The following is a 20,477-nucleotide window of genomic DNA, read 5'->3' on the forward strand; positions in this document are numbered from 1 at the left end:
TTTTGGGTCATATCAACAGGCGGGGGCCTGTTTTTGGCTGTCGCGCGGTGTATCCACTTCATGTTAATAGTATTTGGTGCCGTGCAGGTGTCCACACCTGCGCGGTAAAAATGGGTTTGTTTCCTCAGAATAACGTTTCTGGTCATATCAAATCGGTGGTGATTCCGACAGGCGAGGGCCTGTTTTTTTCCCCCGTAGGGTTCGCTCGCGAGCGAACCGAAGATTCGTTGCGACATATATGGCGGGCTTATCGCGACGAGTCCTTACTGATGATTGTGTATTTGCAATATGATTCATCTTACATATGAGGATGAATTCCGAAAACACGTTAGATTGGTTGAATAATTGTAAATGCTTTATGTGGGACCCCGCCCGAAAAAACGTTGCGCTTATCTTTCGGATGGGCTACCGGTCAAGAGGGGAACAGGTGCATGCCTGCTTTGATAAGACTGGGTTTTTCGGCCTTCTGGCCTCAGAACCCGACCTACTTTTTGCCAATAAACTTCCATCACAATTAAAGCTTCTTTATTTAAAAGCAGTAATACTATTGTAAAAATGTTGACAGGATACGATAATCAAGTTAATTGAGTGGCGAATCCGTATTGCTAAAATTATCGGGGAATTATTATGGATAGAATTGCATTTTTACTTGGGGCAGGGGCTTCAATACCGGCGGGTATGCCAAGTACAACTAAAATCAACAAAGCTATCAAAAATATGATAGAAGAACATGACGATGTAAACCATGACATTGCGAGTAAAATTTGCTCTATCGTCTTCGGCGAAGATTGGCAATGTCGATTGATCAAAAATGACTTCAACTATGAAGATATTTATTATATTTTCCAACAACTGGGTGACCACGAGGGCGGAGAATATGAAAATCCGTTGACGAAAATAGTAATTGAATCATTAATTGATAACAAACCCATTTGCATAGCAAAAACCGATATAAAATGTTGCTCGGAATCTATGATCCAAAAAATCATAGAATGCGTTCGGGATTGTATTTTATTGGAAGATCCGTCGTTCGACAAATTGCAAATTTTGAATGACATATTAAATTTAGATTCTTTTGGGAATATAGATATTTTTTCCCTGAATCATGATCTTGTTATCGAAAAATTACTCAAAGAGGAAGAGATAAATGATGGATTCGAAGAAATCGAGGGTGAGAAATATAAAGGATTTAATCCTAAATTATTCTCAGATCCGAATGGGGCTAAAATAAATTTTCTAAAACTCCATGGTTCAGTCGATTGGTGTTACAATCAAGAAAATTATAAAAAATACACTGTGGTAACTCAACAGGCTGGACATAGTTACGACATCGCCATTCTCACGGGGACTTTTAATAAATTGTTGGATTATAATCTTTCAGTATATTTCCATTTGTTTTGTTCATTCTATAATTTGCTGACGAAAAATAATTTACTAATCATTATTGGATATAGTTTTAACGACAAGGGAGTTAATGCGCGCTTAATAAACTGGATGCATTCGGGGGATGATAAAATAATACTTATTATTGATAGTAACGAAAATGTCATTTGTAACGGGAGAGAAGCCATAAAGAATTTGTATCGAGAATATTGTCCCGATCGAATAAAGGAAATATATAAACCAATTGAAGAAGTTACGATGAAAGATATACGCCAAGAAATTAAAGACTGGAAGCTCTTCTAGAATATTTGGCATGAGCCCTGCGTGCTCGTTACCAATAGGCTACTATATCTAACGAAAGGGGTAAATTATGAAACGCCTTTTAATCATGACCGCATGCACATTGGTTATCAGTTTCCAAGTTTCCATGAGCCAGAATTCAGAAACTATCAAAGAAAACGGAGATATTGACAAATCTATGAATGTCCAAAGCATTCAGACTACTGAAATAAGTAAGCTTGCCGAAAAGAAATTCGATTTGTTGTATGAATCATTGCAGGGCACATACGATGGATTTATAGTTGATGTAATGAAAACATTGGCATTCTTGATTATTGCAATTGGCTGGTTTGTCACATCGGACAAAAGCCGCGAATTTTTCAGAAATAATAAGACAGCCCGCACCGCCGCTATTGGCGCGGTCGCGATATTAGCCGCTATTCACTATCTGGACTGCATATCGGCATTTTACGCTTCGCAACAGGCAATATTGCTCCTTGAAAATCTGAAATACCTGGGAAGTGAATTCTTTACTGATTATAAAATTGCGCCTGTCATGCTCATTCAATACTTGATTCAAAATACGGTTTTGTTTGCCGTGTTGATCATTATCCTTTTTACGCTTAAAAGAAACGGTTCGCGGGCTTAGGCCAGAATTTTCCAAAGCGGCGGGCCGCCATCAGCCATGAATTAATTAGGCCATAGATTGCCGCGCTCGTTTTACTCGCTCGCAATGACGAAGCATGATATTTACGGCAAGAAAAAAAATCCGCCCAAAAAAGGCGGATTGATGAAATCATTTTTGTAATTCGTCAGGCTGATTTTTTGCCTCGTTTGGATTTGAATTTGTATTTTGGTTCGCCGGTTTTGTTGATTACTTTTTCGCTGACGATGACTTCTTTCAAATCCGGAATCGTCGGCGTTTCATACATGATATCGAGCATGGACGATTCAAAAATCGAACGCAGCGAGCGGGCTCCGGTTTTGCGCAAGACGGCTTTGGCCACGGTGGCGTTGAGAGCCGATGGTTCAAACGTCAGTTTAATGCCGTCGAGTTCAAACAGTTTTTGAAATTGTTTGACCAAAGCGTTTTGCGGCTCGGTAAGAATCGTCAGAAGCGCTTTTTCGGATAGGGGGCGCAGAGCGGACACGACGGGAAGGCGACCGATGAGCTCAGGGATTAGTCCGTATTCGAGCAAATCGGACGGTTCGACCTGGCCCAAAAGGGCCGATTTGTCTTCCTCAATATCGATTTTCCTGGATTCGAATCCGACCGTTTTCTTGCCGATCCGGCGGGCGATAATCTTATCGAGTCCTTCGAAGGCGCCTCCACAGATAAACAGAATATTGGAGGTGTCGATCGAGACAAACGACTGTTCCGGATGTTTGCGGCCACCTTTGGGAGGGATATTGGCCACGGTACCTTCAAGAATTTTGAGAAGCGCCTGCTGAACGCCTTCGCCGGAAACGTCGCGGGTTATCGAGGGGTTGCCGTCGGTGCGGGATATTTTGTCGATTTCATCGATATAGATAATTCCCTGCTCGGTTTTGCCGGCGCTGTAGTTGGCGGCGTGGTAAAGCCGAACCAAAATATTTTCGACGTCTTCCCCGACATACCCGGCTTCGGTCAGGACGGTCGCGTCGGCAATGGTGAATGGGACTTTGAGAAATTTGGCCAGAGTTCGGGCAATCAGGGTTTTACCGGTTCCGGTCGGTCCCAAAAGAAGGATGTTCGATTTTTCCAGTTCGACTTCTTCGGTTTTCTCGCGGTTCTGGATACGCTTGTAGTGATTGTAGACGGCGACCGAAACGGTGCGCTTAGCTTCTTCCTGATCAATGACGTAGTTATCAAGGAATTCCTTGATTTCGGTCGGTGAGGGCAGGACAAAAACCTCGTGGCGCAAAACTTCTTCGGGCGTACCCTGCATCAGGTCATGACACAGGGTTACACAGTCGTTGCAGATATAGGCGTTATAGCCTGAATAGAGGCGTTTTACCTGCGAGGCTTTTTTACCGCAGAAAGAACACCGTTCGGTTGGTCCGGGCGTTTTGGGATCTTTACCCACGATAATAAGTTCCTATTTTTTATCTTTCGTTTTTTTTTCAAACTCGTAGACTTTATCGATTAAGCCGTATTCTTTGGCTTCTTCGGCCGACATGAAATAATTTCGGTCGGTATCTTTTTCGATTTTCTCAAGCGGCTGACCGGTATGAAAAACCAGTAGTTTATTCAGTTTCTTTTTGGTATGGAGAAACTCCTGCGTCATAATTTCGATATCCGAAACCTGACCCTGCGTTCCCGCCATCGGCTGGTGAAGCATGATACGCGAATTGGGCAGTCCCGAACGTTTTCCGGAGGTGCCGGCGGCAAGGAGAAAGGCGCCCATCGAAGCGGCCATGCCCATGCAGGTTGTGACGATATCGGGTTTGACGAACTGCATCGTATCATAGATGGCCATACCGGCCGTGACCGAGCCGCCCGGTGAGTTTATGTAGAGGAAAATATCTTTGGCCGGGTCTTCGGCTTCCAGAAAAAGCATCTGGGCGATGACGAGGTTAGCGATATTATCATCAATCGGGGAACCGATAAATATGATTCTGTCCTTAAGAAGACGCGAGTAAATATCATAAGCGCGTTCGCCGCGTCCGGTTGTTTCAACAACCATCGGTATTAAAGTCATATCTTAACCTTCCTTAGTTTCTTTTGACTTTTGATCGGTATCGGTTTTCGAAAGCAAAAATTCGATGACCTTGTCTTCGAGGATACCGTCTTTGATTTCGGCCGCTTTCCCGGTTTGCGTCAAAATTTCTTTTGCCTTGTCAAATTCCATGCGATAGCTTTCCGCAAATCTCTTTATCCAGTTTTCGGTATCCTCGGCGGAAACTTCAATTTTTTCGAGGACGGCAAGGCGATGGTAGAGTAAGTACCATTTGGCACTATTGATTCCGATCGGCCGATATTTTTCCCGAATTTCTTTTTCATCCACTTCCTGATTTTGTTGCTTCATGTCCTTGATGATATTTTTGAAATACGATTCGAGCATTGCTTCGGGGACGTCAAATTCATTTTTTTCGACAATTTGATCAATGATATCCCGTTTTTGTATACGCAAAAGTTCGGTCTTTCGTTCCGCTTCCATCCGTTTTCTCAGATTAATCTTGAATTCGAGGAAAGTTTCTTCGAGTCCGAGGCGTTTGGCGAAATCATCGTTTAGTTCCGGCAAAATTCGTACTTTTACTTCTTTGACGGTAGTTTTGAAAGTGACTGATTTACCGGCGAATTTTTTATCGACATGATCTTCGGGGAAAGACAGGACGACATCCTTGACATCATCGCGTTTGGCTCCCGGCAGGGCTTCTTTGAATTCTTTGACAGTTTTAGGACTGTCGAGATCAATTTCCTGATTATTCATCGGGGTATCGCCGAGGCCTTCGATAGCGCCATCGATTGGTTCCAGATCGCAAATCAGCATGTCGGTTTCATTGGCGGGGCGATCGACAGTGCGCAACGTCGCCTGCTGTTTACGGGTTATTTCGACGACTTCGTCGATTTCGGAATCGGTAACCTCAGCCTTAATTTCTTCAGCTTTGAGGCCGTCAATTTTGATCTCATCCAGCTTTGGCATAACTTCAATTCCGAACGAAAGCTGGAGTGGTTTGCCTTCGTCGATATCGACGTTAGTTAAAACAGGCGTTCCGACAGGCTCAAGGTTCTTTTCGCAGATGGCCTCTGAGTAATGTTTATTTATCAGGGAATCAATAACTTCAGCGGTAGCTTCCCGGTGGAATCGTTTGCGAATTACGTCTTTGGGGACTTTTCCGGGTCGGAAACCGTCGAGTTTGACTTTCTTGCCCATGTCGGCATAAACTTTTTGGTAAGCTTTATCGACTTCCTCAGCGGGGATTTTGATGTTCAATTCCCGTTTCAGGCCTTCTTTATCAATTACTTCAACTAACAAATCATCCTCCAGTAATAAATAATGCGAAAGGGGGGATTCGAACCCCCACCCCGGAAAAGGACTGGATCCTAAATCCAGCGCGTCTACCAGTTCCGCCACTCTCGCATTGTTGTGTACTAATGAGTTACGTGGATGACCGCTTTATTGATTCCCTCCGGGTGTCCATATAGTGTCCATCAAAATACTTCAAAGACTCCACGGTATGCCTTTTATGGTCAGGACTGAGATGTGAATATCTAAGCGTCATCTCAATCGTCTGATGCCCGAGTAGCTCCTTCACAGTGAGTAAATCCGTTCCATTCATCACGAGATGAGAGGCGAATGTATGTCTCAAATCGTGAAAAGTGAAGTCTTCGATATTCCCTTTTTTAATCGCATTGGCATAAGCGGTACGAATATCGTTAATCTGCTCGCCGTTCGGCCTCGTGAATATGTACTCAGATCGTTTCGGCATACTCTTAATCGCAAACAATACTGGCTCCGACATTGGTATCTGGCGATCATAGCCACTTTTAGTGCCGCAAACATATATAATTTTCCGGTCGATGTCCAGACTTTCCCACTTCAAACTTAAAATTTCTTGCTTGCGCATACCGGTATGCAAAGCAACGATAACGATGGGGCGGATGGTATCATTGCAGGCAGGAATGAGTCGCTCAATCTCTTCGTTTGACAAGTACCTTATCCTGCCCGGATTTTCTCTGAACATCTTCACCTGTTTGACGGGATTTACGGCAGCCATATCCCATTCAATTGCCTTTGTAAACATGTGTTTCAAGCACGCAAGTTCGCGATTCACGGAAGCCCCACTGACTTCCGTATTCCGTGTGTTCTTGAATTTCTCAATCGATAACGGAGTTATCTCAAATAGCTTTTTATCCAAAAACCAACGCTTTAATACTCTGATGCTTCGATGATCCCGCTCCCAAGACCGCTTATTTGCCTTAGCATATTCCATGTACTGATCACAAAGTACATCGAATAACAACTCGGGACGTTTCTTAATATCAAGGAAGCGTTTCTCCGCCACTTGGGTCTTGCGTTTGGCGAGTACCGATTGAGCCATCTTCTTGTTTGGCCCTATCGCCTCACGCCTACGTCTACCCTGAACGTAGTAATCAATGTACCACGTTCCGGCTTTTTTGTATAATCCCATAATATCAACGCCTTCGATTTATTTAATGAGTTCAATGTTTTGGAGTCAACAAGAATTAGTGCAGGTTGCCGAAATCGGTAGGCTGTACTTTATTCTTCTCGATCCATCGTTCGACATCGTTAGTATCGAACAATACCCGCCTGCCCATTTTGACATATGGGATTTCACGTTTCTGTGAAACCCATGAATCAATTGTAGAGGGTCGTCTTCCGCCGAATCTCCCTAACCACCGATTCCGGACGATGGCTTCTGTTGCCACTCATAACTAACTCCTCTCTGATATGCCAAAGCTACAAAACTACGTCTTAATTGCAAGCGCTACCTGTCCGGATTAGGCTGACGGGAAACAAATATATAAATTTCTTCGATAATCCAAAAAACCGTAAGGAGTTTCATAAGAAATACCATCTTAATGCATTTAGACCAACAATTTCTGTAATTATTGGGAGAACAAAGGATTTTGTATCAGAATCACAGCGGAAAGAAATAGAAGAAGAGTATAGGAATCTGCGAGTGTTGACATATGACGATATACTTAATGAGGGCAAAAAGATAAGCTATTCAAATAGCGCGATATTAGCCCCAAAAGTAAATTTATGTTTGAGTCAAATATCTAACTCCATAATGAGTCCAAATCATTACAAATTATCCTGAATATCTGTACAAAATCCTCAAGGATTTTGTACGAAATGTTCTATATGTGCCAATCTACCAGCAAGTTAGCGCGGATTATCAGTCTTGCTATAAATTTAGTTTAGAATGCTTACGCAAGCGATATCACTAAGGTAAAATTCATCTTGTCTCGTACCGTCCATTTCTTTCACGCGCCACTCATCCTTAAATATAAGCTTAGGCTCCCTGATGATTAATTTGGTGTGATTATCTCTTTGAGAGTTAAGTTTGATATTGACACCCTTGTTAAATAGAATGGCCAAATAAATAATGAGTGAGTTTAATGCATCGGAAAAATCTTGCGCCATATCCTTTGAGACTATCATGTTTTTTTGCATATCCAGAGATTCATCAAATACTATTGATTGGCGCGACAAAATCTTCTTCATTAGTCTACTCACTTGCGAGTTGTAAAATTCATTTGTACAGTTTGAAAGTAGAACCAGGGCAAAAGAGATTAGGGCCGTATCCTGCAAACCAAATTTCCCATATTGGGGGTGGGGGTCACGCAAAAAGCGGTACTCTTTTAACCTGCGATCGTAATACACTGGGAAATTGGCCCGGTGTATTACTTTAATATATCGATATACGGTCCGCCGGCTAACACTGCACAGGTTCATTATTCTATCTGATGTAACTTTCTGCCTGTTGATCAGAAGGTTAATTACTAAAAGTATATTTTCAACGGTTTCCAAAGACATAATTTCCCCCTCAAAATTTATTCATTAGAGTAATAGCGTCAAGATATATAATAATAGATCGGTTTCTGTATTTAATGTTGATTCACCCAAGGGATTTAAACCTCCCTCAATTGAATCATATGGATCGGGAGGATCTTGCCCACCATCGGCCGTTACCCCCGATGGTATCATACCAAAAGTCAAGAGACAAATAAATGAGAGCACGATCAAAACCCTAAAATTCCTGCTTCCAAATAAAGAAAACATATGCTCCTCCTTAGTTCCTCTTTAGTGATGAGGATTGATAGATTTCTGTTACAAAGGAGGGGGTATCAAAAATAAAGCCCAAAATGCAATAATTGGGAAATCTCTGCAACTTGTTGCAAGACAGTCTATAACTGTGTTTGGTGGGTATTCAAAACCTTAAATTTATACCGGATTTTTTACCGCACGATGCCAAGAAGCATGTAAGATGTTGTAGTGTGTTTAATTACGGATTTGCCAAATTACTTCAGGAATGGCAAATTGGCTTATTTCTAATTAATGATATCTTTTGAAATATTGTATTTCCTTATTTTTCTTCGAAAAGTTGAAAGTGGAATTTGCATTATTTGGGCCGTTTTCGACTGATTCCAATTATTTTTGCGAAGAAGATTATATATTCGATTTTTTTCAAATTCTTCACTGGATGAATCCTTATGCGAAGATATATCCTCTATAAAATTCACAGGCAAATCACTTAATTTCAGTAATTTTGAGGGTTTAAGGATGCACCATCGTTCAATCAAGTTTTTTAATTCCCTTACGTTTCCCGGCCAGGAGTACAACATTAACATTTGCATGATATCATCTGGTATAATTGGCTTAGAAGTTTCATCCCGAGAATAAACGCCTGTGAAATGTTCAACAAGTAATGGAATATCACACACGCGTTCTCTGAGCGGAGAAATTTCAATCGTTATAGTATTTATTCTGTGAAATAAGTCTTTTCTAAAACAATCCTTTTTAACCAATTCGTCTAAATTTTTATTAGTTGCGTAAATGAATCTAATATCAGTTGATATAGTTCTGACACTTCCTACCATTTCAAATTTTTGATATTCCAGTACCCGTAAAACCTTGGCCTGAATATTCAAGGGCATGTCGGCGATTTCGTCCATAAATAGCGTTCCGCCATCAGCCGCCTGAAATTTGCCAATACGTTTTTCTACTCCAGTTGCTACGCCCTTGGCAATACCGAATAGTTCTCCCTCTATCATTGAATCAGGTATAGAGGCACAATTCAATTTCACGAGTTGCTTATCGCTTCGATGACTAAGCTCGTGAATCATATTAGCCAAAATCTCTTTGCCAGTTCCACTTTCTCCTATAAATAGAACGTTGGCGTTGGTATAGGCGATTTCAGGCAGTTTATCAATCATTTTTTGCATGTTCTCACATTGTGTTATAAATTGATTACTTTTCCCACATTTCAACAATTCACTTTGCTGTTCAGTAGATTTTAAATTCAGTGTTCGAAAGGATTGCAATGTTTTCAGGGCGACGGCCATAAAATTGCTCATGGCCTCGACAAACCTCAAATCTGATTCCTCAAACAGAGCAGGGAGTGTATGGTGATCAAGGTATAATACGCCAATGCTGTCTTTCCCATCAGATATGGGAACGCATATTACGGATTTGATATTATGAACAAATACACTTTTAAATTGTTTTGTTCGTGTGTCTTTCTGAGCGTTTGAAATAAGCATTGATGCGTTTTGGGTCATACTGGCCCGAGGAATGTTTTGACTTAGCCTCTCAATGTCTTTAATGCTCTCATCATCACAATTTACATATGCTTTTATCTGAAGCTTATCTGATTTCTTGGAATGGAATAGAAGTGCTCCTCGTTCGGCCCCAGTCTCCAAAATGGCAAATTGAATAATCTGTTCTAATGAATCTTCATAATTGTTAATATTTTGTAACATACAGGAAACTTTGTAAAAGGTTTGAATCCTATCCGATTCATATTCATGAGGAGCCGATATCTGATTTTTTATTGAGTTGTATCTCTCGCAATAATACATATTATTTATACTGTCCATCAATTCGATTGCTTGTTCAATAAATTTATAGGCTGGCCTCTTAAACCCATTGTTTATGTAAATTCCAGATATTTTTTCACAGATTAAGGCAGCCCAAAACAAGAAGTTATATTTTGTAAACAGCTCGTAAACATTTTTATAAATTCTTACTTTCGACGAAAAATCTTCGGTTGGTTTAATTTTCATTCGCAACATAGTTAGAATTGCTTTGAATAACGGAGTGTCGGAGTTAGCCAAAAACGACCAATATCCCTTCACATCAACTTCTGGTAAGGGTTCATTTATTTTTTCTTCATTTAGCAATATGTAAAATAGGCAAATTGCACTGTAGTAGCGGCAGTTATGCTTAGCTAATTCATTTAAACAGCATGGAAGTTCATTAACGTCACCCGTTAAATAACAAATGTCTAATAAGGTCTTGATCAATTTAATTTCGGTAAGGCATGCATTATTGGTTTTGTCTGCCAAGGTTTCCTGGAACGTTGACCAGTGAGTTTCAAATCCCTTCAAATCACCTTCGTGAAATGCAATATCCATGAAATTCTGATAGATTCGTGAGATTGAACTTTGACTATTTGATTCTGTTAATAGTTCCTTGGAATTAAATAGATATCTTTTGGCGGTATCGAATTTATTCTGAACCGTATCTATAAAGCCGCGTTGGTAAAAATACAGTCCCAGAAATGTGTTTTGGCTATTGTCCGGGGAATGAAGTAAGTATTTCGTATGCGAGGTTAAGGATTTGTCATATTGTCCAAGTCGGGCATAAGATAATGCAATAATGCGAAATTGATCTGTATATTCTCCATAAAAACCCAATTCCCCCTTAATCCTTTGAGAATCCTTGGCGTTTTTAATGCATTTTTCATATTCTGCCAAATCAAATAAAAGCCTGCTGTAATTGTTGATTAAATTTCTTGATTCGAGAAACTCTTTATTTGCCTTGGCAATCGGTATAGATTCGGTGTATATATTATAGGCATCATTAAAATTCCCCTGATACCAATAAACGGCGGCGATATACGATTGTGCCTTAAGCCATACCTTGGTTTCTTCATTTTTCTTACAGATATCACTGATATTTATTAGTGTCTCAATAGCAGATTTATATTCACCCCTAAGCATCAAAATCCACGACCTATGGCATCTTAGTTCCAAATCATCAGTTGAATCAATTTCACACAAACTATGTCCAAGATTTATTTTCTCATTAGCTTTTTCCATTTCGCCGCGGAAAAGATATGTATGTGCAAGTATTTTAACGATACTCAATAAATCTGCCGAAATTCGCGATGTGTTTGCGAGTATTTCTTCACCATATTCAATTACATCATCAAATTTGTGAAGTTTTCGGGATAATCTTAGAAGATAGCAGTTAGTTTCTTTCAAAAGTGGTTCCGATGCATCAGCCGGAATTTTATTGGAGTTTTGTTTAATCAAAAGGAATAATAAGTATGCCTTGTATGGTTTATTTAGGGTTTCATATTCTTTGGCTGTTGTAATGAAGTCAGTAAATCGGGCAGGTGTAATAGGGAAAGCATCCAGGTCGAAATATTCTCCCGTATTATCAACATTCAATTGCTGAAACAACCGATAGATATGCGAATGATCCCAATCCAAATGCCAATATTTGATAGATCGCCGGACATTGCAATTCCGGATAAAGTACTTTGAAATTGAAAAGACCGATTTAAAGTTCCCTCGGGCTAATGCACACAAGTCATTAATAATTTCTTCATTAATACCCAATAAATTATTGTCGTTGATAAACTCGGTAATCCCATTATTCTTACTGCGAATTTCATTGCGTTTAGATAGGAAGGAAGAGGTTAATTGCATTTCCAAAAGTGTTTTTTCATGGCACTCAATATCTTTAAATATATTATACTTTTTTAGGCAATCCATTAATGAGTCGGGTCGCCTAAAAGAATCGTGAACCGTTAGTGCATCTGCCATTGAATATAGATTATCCCTGGGGATTCTTGTCAATACACCTGAAATCTCACCCCAATCAAGGCATTTCTTGATAAGGACTCCCACTGAATAATTATCAGTGTGCAAAGTTACTACACTATTTCTGAATATTTCCGGTGCTATATGGCCTGGGGTACCGAAAATTTTGGAATCTGGTCTGCTTCCAGATTCCACAAGATAGTCCAAATCAATAAGGCATATCGTTATCTTGCCCTTCTCCTCTTTTATCATAAAATTTTCCAATTTTAGATCGCAGTGAATTATGTTCAGCAAATGCAAATAGTCAACGATTTGGAAAATCTGCATGATTGTATCAGGGAAATGGCGAAAAAATAATTTGGGGGTTAATGACCCCCACATTGGTTTTTCCAGGAACGGGTAAATTATCGCAAAATTATTTCGACTTGAATATTGCCCAATATGGGTTAATATCTTTCTCGAATGTAGTTTTTTCTGAAGCTCAAGCGATCTACGGAGAATATTGATTTTTGTCGCAAGATCAACACTGTTATCATCTGATGGTATTTTCAAAAAACGCTTTTTAAGAGCTCCTTTATCTAATGCCACCCAAGACTGAGATATATTATTTTGGGAGATAGGTTCGACCAGAGTATACCTATTTGATTTTAAAATAGTCTTTTTATTACCCATGATTTAAACACTGAGTGTAAATTTCGTTTTTTGCTAAACTTTATATAAGAAAATACTTCACAGCATAAAAATCAACCCATTTGTATTTAAATCGTGTTAGACTGACACTATTTGTCACTTTAATAAAATAAATTTAAGATTTGAAAGAAGTTTTTTCAAAATTTAAGTATTTTTTAAATTTACAGTGACACTATATGTCACCCACAATCCTTATATTTATGCATATTATAAATCGGGATAATTGGCAGTTAATAATGGGGGGATATTCTATTGACGAGGTCCCTTAATGAATCAGACAAATCGTCAATAGCAGGACAACGCCCGGACGCGCGCCGGGGGATTAGGGGGGGGGAATGAATTTTATTCCCCCCCTCGGTTTGAGAAATGTATAAAATCGTTTAGGATTTTATACGCTTATTGGCTCAACGCTATATAATAACGGGATAATAATGGGAGATTTGAACTACCTTTCTTATTTATGCTATGCCAAAAACTAATGGTACATTGAATTTATTGCAAGTTCTTAAATTACTATTAAAGAAATCCACTGTTACGATTATAGAGATAGAAGAATATTGCGATGTTTCGCTAAGGACAGCTTATAGATAAATTGCGTTGTTATAACGTTCTGGCTTTTCTATTACGATTACGCGCGACGATCAAACCAATGGATTTCGCTTGGATAAAGATATCCCAGTTAATTGAACTCTTTCACCCCACAAGAAATTTCCCTATTATCAATTGGATTAATGCTTTTAGAAAAATGTGTAAATAGTGAATATGGTAAAACAATAAGAAGTGTTCATAAACGCCTAATTACTGAACAATTCGAAAAATCTAATGGAGAAATTGAATTGCAGTATAAACTTGTACAAACCTCAAACGTAAACGGTCAAATGGATATAGAATTGTCCTGGATGCTGATCCATACCGTCATAATGCTAAACCGGGAAGTTGAGATTATGTATAGAGAAGATAATAAGCATCCAGTGATTAGTCACACTAGGGATGCCCGAGCTGAATTTGGCCATGGGTGGGGATTCTATTAGAATGGATTATCTGAAATATGCGAAGATATCCTCATCACAAAAATGATTAATGTAAAAATTGTGGACGAATAGATCATCGGGGTTATACACAATTTTATAAGAACCTTGAAATGTGCGCCCGGAAATCAACAATCACCTAAATAAATTCAATTATATCAAGCATTTGCGTCGTGAGGGATAAATCCCAAATTCACAAAAATACACATTGTGTCGGGCTTACGCCGATCTCCGCCTTGAAATGATTTTGATTTCAATCGGTATTGTTTCTACAAGCTTTTCTGCATCTATGTTACAAATCCCCCCGGGGACATGAACCCCTGTATTGAGATAATCACACTAAAATGACTACATTGTTCAGTTGGTGTCCAAATAGTGTCCATAATGAGTCCAAATCAGTACAAATTGAGGTTAATCCACATTATTAAAATTTCGCATAAGTTATTATGGGATTTTAGCATGCGAAGAACCCCAATAATTTACAAAATCGCTTGAATAGCATCCTAAATCCAGCGCGTCTACCAGTTCCGCCACTCTCGCATAGATTGTGCGGAAGCAATTTATATTATTTGGAGTACAAATGCAATCAGGTTTTAGTCATAATTGGATTTCTAAATATCGATTTTTTGGTAAATAAAAAAAGCGAACGGACAAAATATCCGTTCGCTTTGTAGGGATTGATAGAAATGACTAGGCGTTTTCTTTGATCTTAAATTGAGCAACCATTTTTTGCATACCTTCAGCCTGGCGGTTCAGCTCTTCAGCGGCGGAAGCCGACTGCTCGGCGCCCGCGGCCGATTCTTTACTGACATTACTTATCATTTCCATATTCTTGGAAATCTGCTCAGCGGCTGAAGACTGCTGGTCGGCCGCCGTGGCGATCTGCACGATCATATCGGTGACCTGCTGAGATATGGAGTTAATGGCATCGAGACTATTACCGGCTTTATCAGCCAGTCCTTTACCTTCTTCAACCAGCTTGCCGGCTTCATCCATGGAAGTAACAGCGCGACCGGAATCGGACTGGATACCTTTAATCATTTCCGTGATTTCACCGGTTGCTTTACCGGTCCGCTCGGCCAGTTTGCGAACCTCGTCAGCAACGACAGCAAAGCCTCGACCCTGCTCACCGGCGCGAGCCGCTTCGATAGCGGCATTGAGAGCCAGCAGGTTGGTCTGATCGGCAATATCATCGATGACACCGATGATTTCGCCAATCTTATCAGAGGCAGTCGCCAATTCATTAATAATCTGGCCGGATTCTTCGGCAGACTGGGCAATTTTAACCATACCGTTGATGGTTTCGCCGACAATGGTCTGGCCTTCAGCGGATGTATTGGCTGCATTTTCGGAAGATTCTTTGGCTTCATTGGCGTTCTTGGATGACTGGATAATCGTCGCCGTCATCTCTTCGATAGCGCTTGAGACCTGAGCGGCCTGGTCAGTTTGACTCTTGGCGCCCTGGGCCATCTGTTCGGACGAGGATGAAATTTCGTTGGCGGCGGAGACTAACTCTCCGGCGTTGTCACGAAGTTGTCTGATCATCGTATCCAGATTTCCGATCATTTTCTTGAAGGCGATACCGAGAACATCATGTTTAGATTTCGGCTCGACTTCAGCCTGCAAATTATTTCCGGCAATTGATTCGGCGGCACGGGCCATTTCCTGCATATAAGCAATTAAAGATTTGAATGATTCACCGAGAACTCCAATTTCATCTTTGGATTTAACCTCTATATCATGGTTAATATCTCCGGTGGAAATCGCTTCCGCGACTGCGGACATATTTGCGATCGGTTTGGCGATACTGCGAGCAATCATCCAACCGACCAGAACAACGATGGCAGCCATTACCGCGCCTATCAGCATTATCGCCATTTGCAGGGCATTAACCGTTGCAAACGCCTCAGATTCATCTATCTCGGCAATCATCGCCCAGCTGGCGCCAAATACCATGACCGGCATATAGGCAGAGAGAACCGGATTGCCATTGTAATCCATTATAATTTCGGCTTCGGTATTACCGGACAGAGCTCCGCGTGAGGCGTCGGTGTCGACTCCATTTTTATCCACCGTTCCGGCAAAAGATGCTTTCACGGAATGTCCGGTGGGATCGAGATATGAATCTGAGCGCATCAGTTTATCCGGGCCGACCAGATAGGTTTCTCCGGTTTCGCCCATACCGGAACGTTCCTGCATAATAGCGTTGATAGCTTCGAGCGGCAACTGCAAGGCCACAATCATTTCAACTGTGCCGTTGGCAATGCACGGCTGAGCAATAAAGGCGCAGGGTTCGTTATTGCTGGGCGCGTACGGCCTGAAATCGGCAAAGCCAAATTGTTTAGAATTTAACACATCACGAGTCAATTTGCCGAGATTGGAGCTGCTATACTGGCCATTGATCAGATTAGTATTGTAATCGGCTTCTTGGGCGACAGTATAGAAAACAAAACCATCGGGATTTACGAGGAAAAGGTCGTAATAGCCGTACATTTCAGTGTATTTGGCGAAAAAGGCTTTACCATCTTTATCCCTGGGACAAAACGCTTCGGCGACATCAATTTCCGCTAATACGGCCCAGGTTAAATCACCAATACTGACCGGAGCATAACATGATAAAACCGGATTGTCGTTATAATCGAGGACTACTTTGGCGTCGGCATTGCCGGCTATGGCTTCTCGGGCGGCTTCAGTATCGACACCATTTTTCTCGATTGTCCCGTTCAATGAAGCATGTACCGAATGTTTCTCAGGATCCAGATAAGAATCAGAACGCATCCTAAGATCCGAACCGACCAGATAACATTCGCCGGTTTGGCCCATACCGGCGCGTTCCATCATAATATTATTTATTTGATCAAGCGGAATCTGGAGGGCAACAACTCCGATAAACGAGCCATTATCATAAACGGGGGCGCCGACAAAAGACGCCGGAGCGCCGTTAGACGGAGCGTAGGGCTCAAAGTCAACAATGGAAATACCATTTTTAGATTTTTTGAAAAGATCGGCAATATTTTGGTCAGAATATTTCCCGGTTGCCACGTTGGTACCAAAATCGGGTTCCTTTTCCACGGTGTAAACAATATCGCCATCTTTGGAAATCAAAAATAAATCATAGTAGCCGTATTTTTTCTCGTATTGGGTTAGCCAATCCGAGTATTTTTTATCGGCCGATCGATATGAGCTACTCAGAGCTCCGCCTGCTTTCCAACCGGCTTCATAAGCCATTATCGCATTGATAACAAAATCATTGGTTGACAGAACATCGACATCGCCGAGCCTCTCAGCGAAATAGCCTTCGATCTGATTTTTCTTAATCGCCTGAACGGCTTTTAATTTATTAAGCGCTTCGGAACGGAGAGTCCCTACGGTTTCAACAAGAACTCCCATATCGCCCTGTCGTTCGCCAAAGTAGTTTTCCACCTGAGCTTTTTTGACGCCGCGCAACGCGATCAGCTGATTGAAAGCCTGCTTTGACAAGGCGGTTTTAGATTTTGTCAAACTGAGTATGCCGATTGTGCCGAGGGGGACCAACCCCACAAGCAGAAAAACAATAATCAGTTTGGTTCCAAGTTTCATGTTCTTAAGCATTTTTTCTCCCCTTAATTTACTAGGTCTATTTTTATCTGTGTTTTAGTTTCCATATTAGAAACCATAAGTAAATTCTATCGCTGTCGTGACCTGATTATCCTTGGCAACGCCTTCGGAATCGATAAAGACCTTCCCGTCGGATTTATCCCAGCGTAGTTCAAATAAGCCGCCCAGGCCATCAACCAGCGAAAGCGACGGTGACCAGGTTACAGCCATTAGCTTTTGTTCAACTCCGGTCCGTAATCCGTCTGAATCATTGAAGAAATCATAGCGCCAGGTCATTCCGATACGATCGGATAAGCCCCAATTGGCCATGATCAAAAAGCCGTTCCAGCTTCCGGTTTCATTATTGGTCAGTATTTTGGATTCGAAGCCGTGATTATACTCAGCGCCAAACATCCATCCGGAAAGAGCTGTAAAGGTAAGATCATAATCAAAGACGGTGCGACGGCTGGAGTTATTTTCATCTTGTTCGGGGCCGCTTATAAATGACCAGCCCATGCTCAATCCGTTGGCTGGAGAAATGCCCAGGCGAGTTCCAAACGTTTTGTCCTTGTTATTATCTGCGTTGACATCCCATCCATTGACAGCGTACAGATTCCAATCCACAATACCCTGACTCATATTAAGCATGAATCCGGTCAGGTTAGTCGGCAGACCATTGTCAAAAACTAGGGCGTGTGAATACTGATACATATCGGGCGCGTCGAGAAGTTCAAAACCAATCGGAGCATTGAACTTACCGAATGTAACGCCCCAGTGTGGATCAAAATTGTAGGTGATAAAGCCCTGTTCCAGATCAAGTCCGAAACCGCCTGCTCCGTCGGAGACATATTCGACATCTGCTCGCAATAAGGCTTTCCCTTCAAATTCTCTGATAACATCAACCTCAACCTGATCAAGCCCAAAAGATGTTTCTTCGGAGTTGAAATCCGAATAATTGCTGGCATCGACAAAGCCGGAAAAATTGACTGGCGGAACCTGATGTTGGTTCGGCATATTGATCCTGACCGGACCAGGTACCGCGACGTCTTCCGATTGTGTTTGCGCAAGCTGATGGACATCCGCTTTCAGTCCAATAATCTGACCGGTAAGTTTTGCCATTTGTTTCTGGCAATCATTGTGAGCCGGGCTTGAGGCCTGGACTCCCGGTTCGGAAAGCTGTGTCTGCAAGGCTTGAAGTTCAGCGCGTAAGGTTTGAAGTTGTTTTGATAAATCATTATTCGCTTCCTGGCGATTGGATTTCTCAACATTAACCATCTCAGTTAATGACGCTTCCAGTTTGTCGACGGCTTCTAATAGTTGGCTAAAGTCCTGAGCTGTTGATGCCCCCGAAAAACAGAAAACGATAAGAGTACAAATCCAGAGATAGTGTGTTTTCATGAATTCCCTCCTTCATATTTTAATAAATGATCCTCTGTACTTACATTTATCGTTCTATCTATAAATGCGCTTAACAATAGAGTTTTGCTTACTAAATGGGTATAACTCATACCATAGAGAATAATATCCTTTATAATTAATCAGATAATTCATCCTTCGAATTTAATTGAAGCAAGTATGTTTCCAGTTTAATCCCTTTATTTGCCAATTCCAGTTTGCGCCTGATATTCCTTCTCTGAGTATAAATCGTGTGTTCAGATATATTCAACAGCGATGCAATTTCTTTTGATGAAAAACCTGATTTTATAAAATGACAAATTTCTAATTCCCGTTGGGTTAACCTATTCTGTTTCTCTTCAAGTGAATATATAAAGGGCGACTCAATGTTTTTCAAATTATTTCTTATAAGCTTGATATAGTGTTTGCCTATTTCGCTAACGTGATCCTCGCAAAATCCCAGCAAAGGCAAGACAATTTTATTGACATTTGCATAAATTCGAGAAAGAATGATTTTTTTTTGCTTATTAATTCTTAATAGCAACTCGTCAATAGTTGCGTCTTTGCCCGCGATACATTTCTTTAAATTGTCAATTTCCAATTCAAGATGTTCTGTAGAGAGTTTTTTTTTCGAATTTTCTGTTTTCATCCCTCGCCCCCATAAAACCACTGTAAAGCCATTAAGAAAAATTAAGAGAATTTTTCGATATTCTCAATATTGACCATTCTCCAATATTTGCATTATCTATAAGCATTCCTTATATAGCAAAACGTTATTCTTTATAAGTCATACGACGATTTTTATCATGGCATAGTCCATCTTTAATTATTTTCAATCAATTTTGAATCACACCATAAATCTATATACCGTTAATAATATTATCGATGAATTTTGCCTGAAAATCATAATGGAATATTGGGTAGTGTATGGGTACTTGCGATACTTAATGCAATACCTAATGCAATTAAAATTTCTGGCTATTTTAAAATTCGTGTATAAAAAAAAGGGCGGGTGGTCGGTACCCGCCCCCGGAAAGAATTAGGCAGATGTTACGCGTTTTCTTTGATCTTGAACTGCGCGACCATTTGCTGCATGCCTTCGGCCTGGCGATTGAGATCTTCCGCCGCAGAAGCCGACTGCTCGGCTCCAACCGACGTTTGCTTCGTGATCGTCGCGATGTGCTCCATGTTCTTCGATATCTGCTCCGCCGCCGCCGACTGCTGATCGGCCGCCGTCGCGATCTGAACGATCATATCCATTACCTGAGACGACATCGTGTTGATCTCGGTCAGGCTGCCGCCGGCTTTATCGGCCAACGACTTGCCTTCCTCGACCATCGTTCCGGCTTCTTCCATCGATGTCACGGCGCGTCCGGAATCGTTTTGAATGCCCTTGATCATCTCAGTAATCTCGCCCGTCGCTTTGCCGGTCCGTTCGGCCAGTTTGCGAACTTCATCGGCAACAACGGCGAAACCGCGTCCCTGCTCACCGGCTCGAGCCGCTTCGATAGCGGCATTGAGGGCCAACAGGTTGGTCTGATCGGCAATATCGTCGATGACACCAATGATCTCGCCGATCTTATCTGACGCCTGGGCCAGTTCATTAACGATATTACCCGACT

14 protein-coding genes and 1 tRNA gene are annotated in these 20,477 nt (G+C 41.2%); 3 read left to right on the forward strand and 12 right to left on the reverse strand.

The annotated features are described in order from the left end of the window. From V3V99_01015 to V3V99_01025, 3 genes are all read left to right on the forward strand, one after another. A partial coding sequence (locus V3V99_01015) for a hypothetical protein (protein MEE9441235.1) occupies positions 1 to 308 on the forward strand: 308 nt, incomplete at its 5' end. A gap of 319 nt (positions 309 to 627) precedes the next feature. Then, positions 628 to 1,686 carry an SIR2 family protein gene (locus V3V99_01020; GenBank protein ID MEE9441236.1) on the forward strand — a complete coding sequence of 353 codons (1,059 nt, stop codon included), beginning with the start codon at positions 628 to 630 and terminating at the stop codon, positions 1,684 to 1,686. Between the two features lie 67 nt (positions 1,687 to 1,753). Beyond that, positions 1,754 to 2,311 (forward strand): hypothetical protein, encoded by a 558-nt coding sequence (locus V3V99_01025; protein MEE9441237.1) that lies wholly within the window; start codon positions 1,754 to 1,756, stop codon positions 2,309 to 2,311. A gap of 163 nt (positions 2,312 to 2,474) precedes the next feature. Here V3V99_01025 and clpX read toward each other — a convergent pair whose 3' ends face one another. The 12 genes from clpX to V3V99_01085 all read right to left on the reverse strand — a co-directional run. Further along, positions 2,475 to 3,728 (reverse strand): ATP-dependent Clp protease ATP-binding subunit ClpX, encoded by a 1,254-nt coding sequence (gene clpX / locus V3V99_01030; GenBank protein ID MEE9441238.1) that lies wholly within the window; start codon positions 3,726 to 3,728, stop codon positions 2,475 to 2,477. Between the two features lie 12 nt (positions 3,729 to 3,740). Beyond that, on the reverse strand, positions 3,741 to 4,343 hold the full coding sequence (gene clpP, locus V3V99_01035; protein MEE9441239.1) for an ATP-dependent Clp endopeptidase proteolytic subunit ClpP: 603 nt from the start codon (positions 4,341 to 4,343) through the stop codon (positions 3,741 to 3,743). Positions 4,344 to 4,346: 3 nt separating this feature from the next. Beyond that, complete coding sequence (gene tig / locus V3V99_01040; protein ID MEE9441240.1) at positions 4,347 to 5,621, reverse strand: trigger factor; 1,275 nt, start codon at positions 5,619 to 5,621, stop codon at positions 4,347 to 4,349. Positions 5,622 to 5,643: 22 nt separating this feature from the next. Beyond that, a tRNA-Leu gene (locus V3V99_01045) sits at positions 5,644 to 5,726 on the reverse strand. 19 nt (positions 5,727 to 5,745) lie between these two features. After that, entirely contained in the window at positions 5,746 to 6,777 is a 1,032-nt protein-coding gene (locus tag V3V99_01050; GenBank protein ID MEE9441241.1) for a site-specific integrase, read from the reverse strand. Between the two features lie 55 nt (positions 6,778 to 6,832). Continuing rightward, positions 6,833 to 7,036 (reverse strand): helix-turn-helix domain-containing protein, encoded by a 204-nt coding sequence (locus V3V99_01055; protein ID MEE9441242.1) that lies wholly within the window; start codon positions 7,034 to 7,036, stop codon positions 6,833 to 6,835. A 490-nt stretch (positions 7,037 to 7,526) separates the two neighbouring features. Beyond that, positions 7,527 to 8,150 (reverse strand): HTH domain-containing protein, encoded by a 624-nt coding sequence (locus tag V3V99_01060; GenBank protein MEE9441243.1) that lies wholly within the window; start codon positions 8,148 to 8,150, stop codon positions 7,527 to 7,529. Positions 8,151 to 8,665: 515 nt separating this feature from the next. Further along, positions 8,666 to 12,838: a sigma 54-interacting transcriptional regulator gene (locus V3V99_01065; protein ID MEE9441244.1), complete on the reverse strand. Its 4,173-nt coding sequence runs from the start codon at positions 12,836 to 12,838 to the stop codon at positions 8,666 to 8,668. A 1,736-nt stretch (positions 12,839 to 14,574) separates the two neighbouring features. Next, a complete protein-coding gene (locus V3V99_01070) occupies positions 14,575 to 17,475 on the reverse strand; it encodes a methyl-accepting chemotaxis protein (GenBank protein ID MEE9441245.1) in 2,901 nt (966 codons plus the stop codon). 54 nt (positions 17,476 to 17,529) lie between these two features. Then, positions 17,530 to 18,858, reverse strand: coding sequence for a porin (locus V3V99_01075; protein MEE9441246.1), 1,329 nt, complete (start codon positions 18,856 to 18,858; stop codon positions 17,530 to 17,532). A gap of 136 nt (positions 18,859 to 18,994) precedes the next feature. Further along, complete coding sequence (locus V3V99_01080) at positions 18,995 to 19,504, reverse strand: helix-turn-helix transcriptional regulator (GenBank protein MEE9441247.1); 510 nt, start codon at positions 19,502 to 19,504, stop codon at positions 18,995 to 18,997. A gap of 401 nt (positions 19,505 to 19,905) precedes the next feature. Beyond that, positions 19,906 to 20,477 (reverse strand): methyl-accepting chemotaxis protein (locus V3V99_01085; GenBank protein MEE9441248.1); only part of this gene is annotated, 572 nt, incomplete at its 5' end.

The organism is Candidatus Zixiibacteriota bacterium, assembly GCA_036480375.1.
Lineage (GTDB): Bacteria > Zixibacteria > MSB-5A5 > GN15 > JAAZOE01 > JAZGGI01.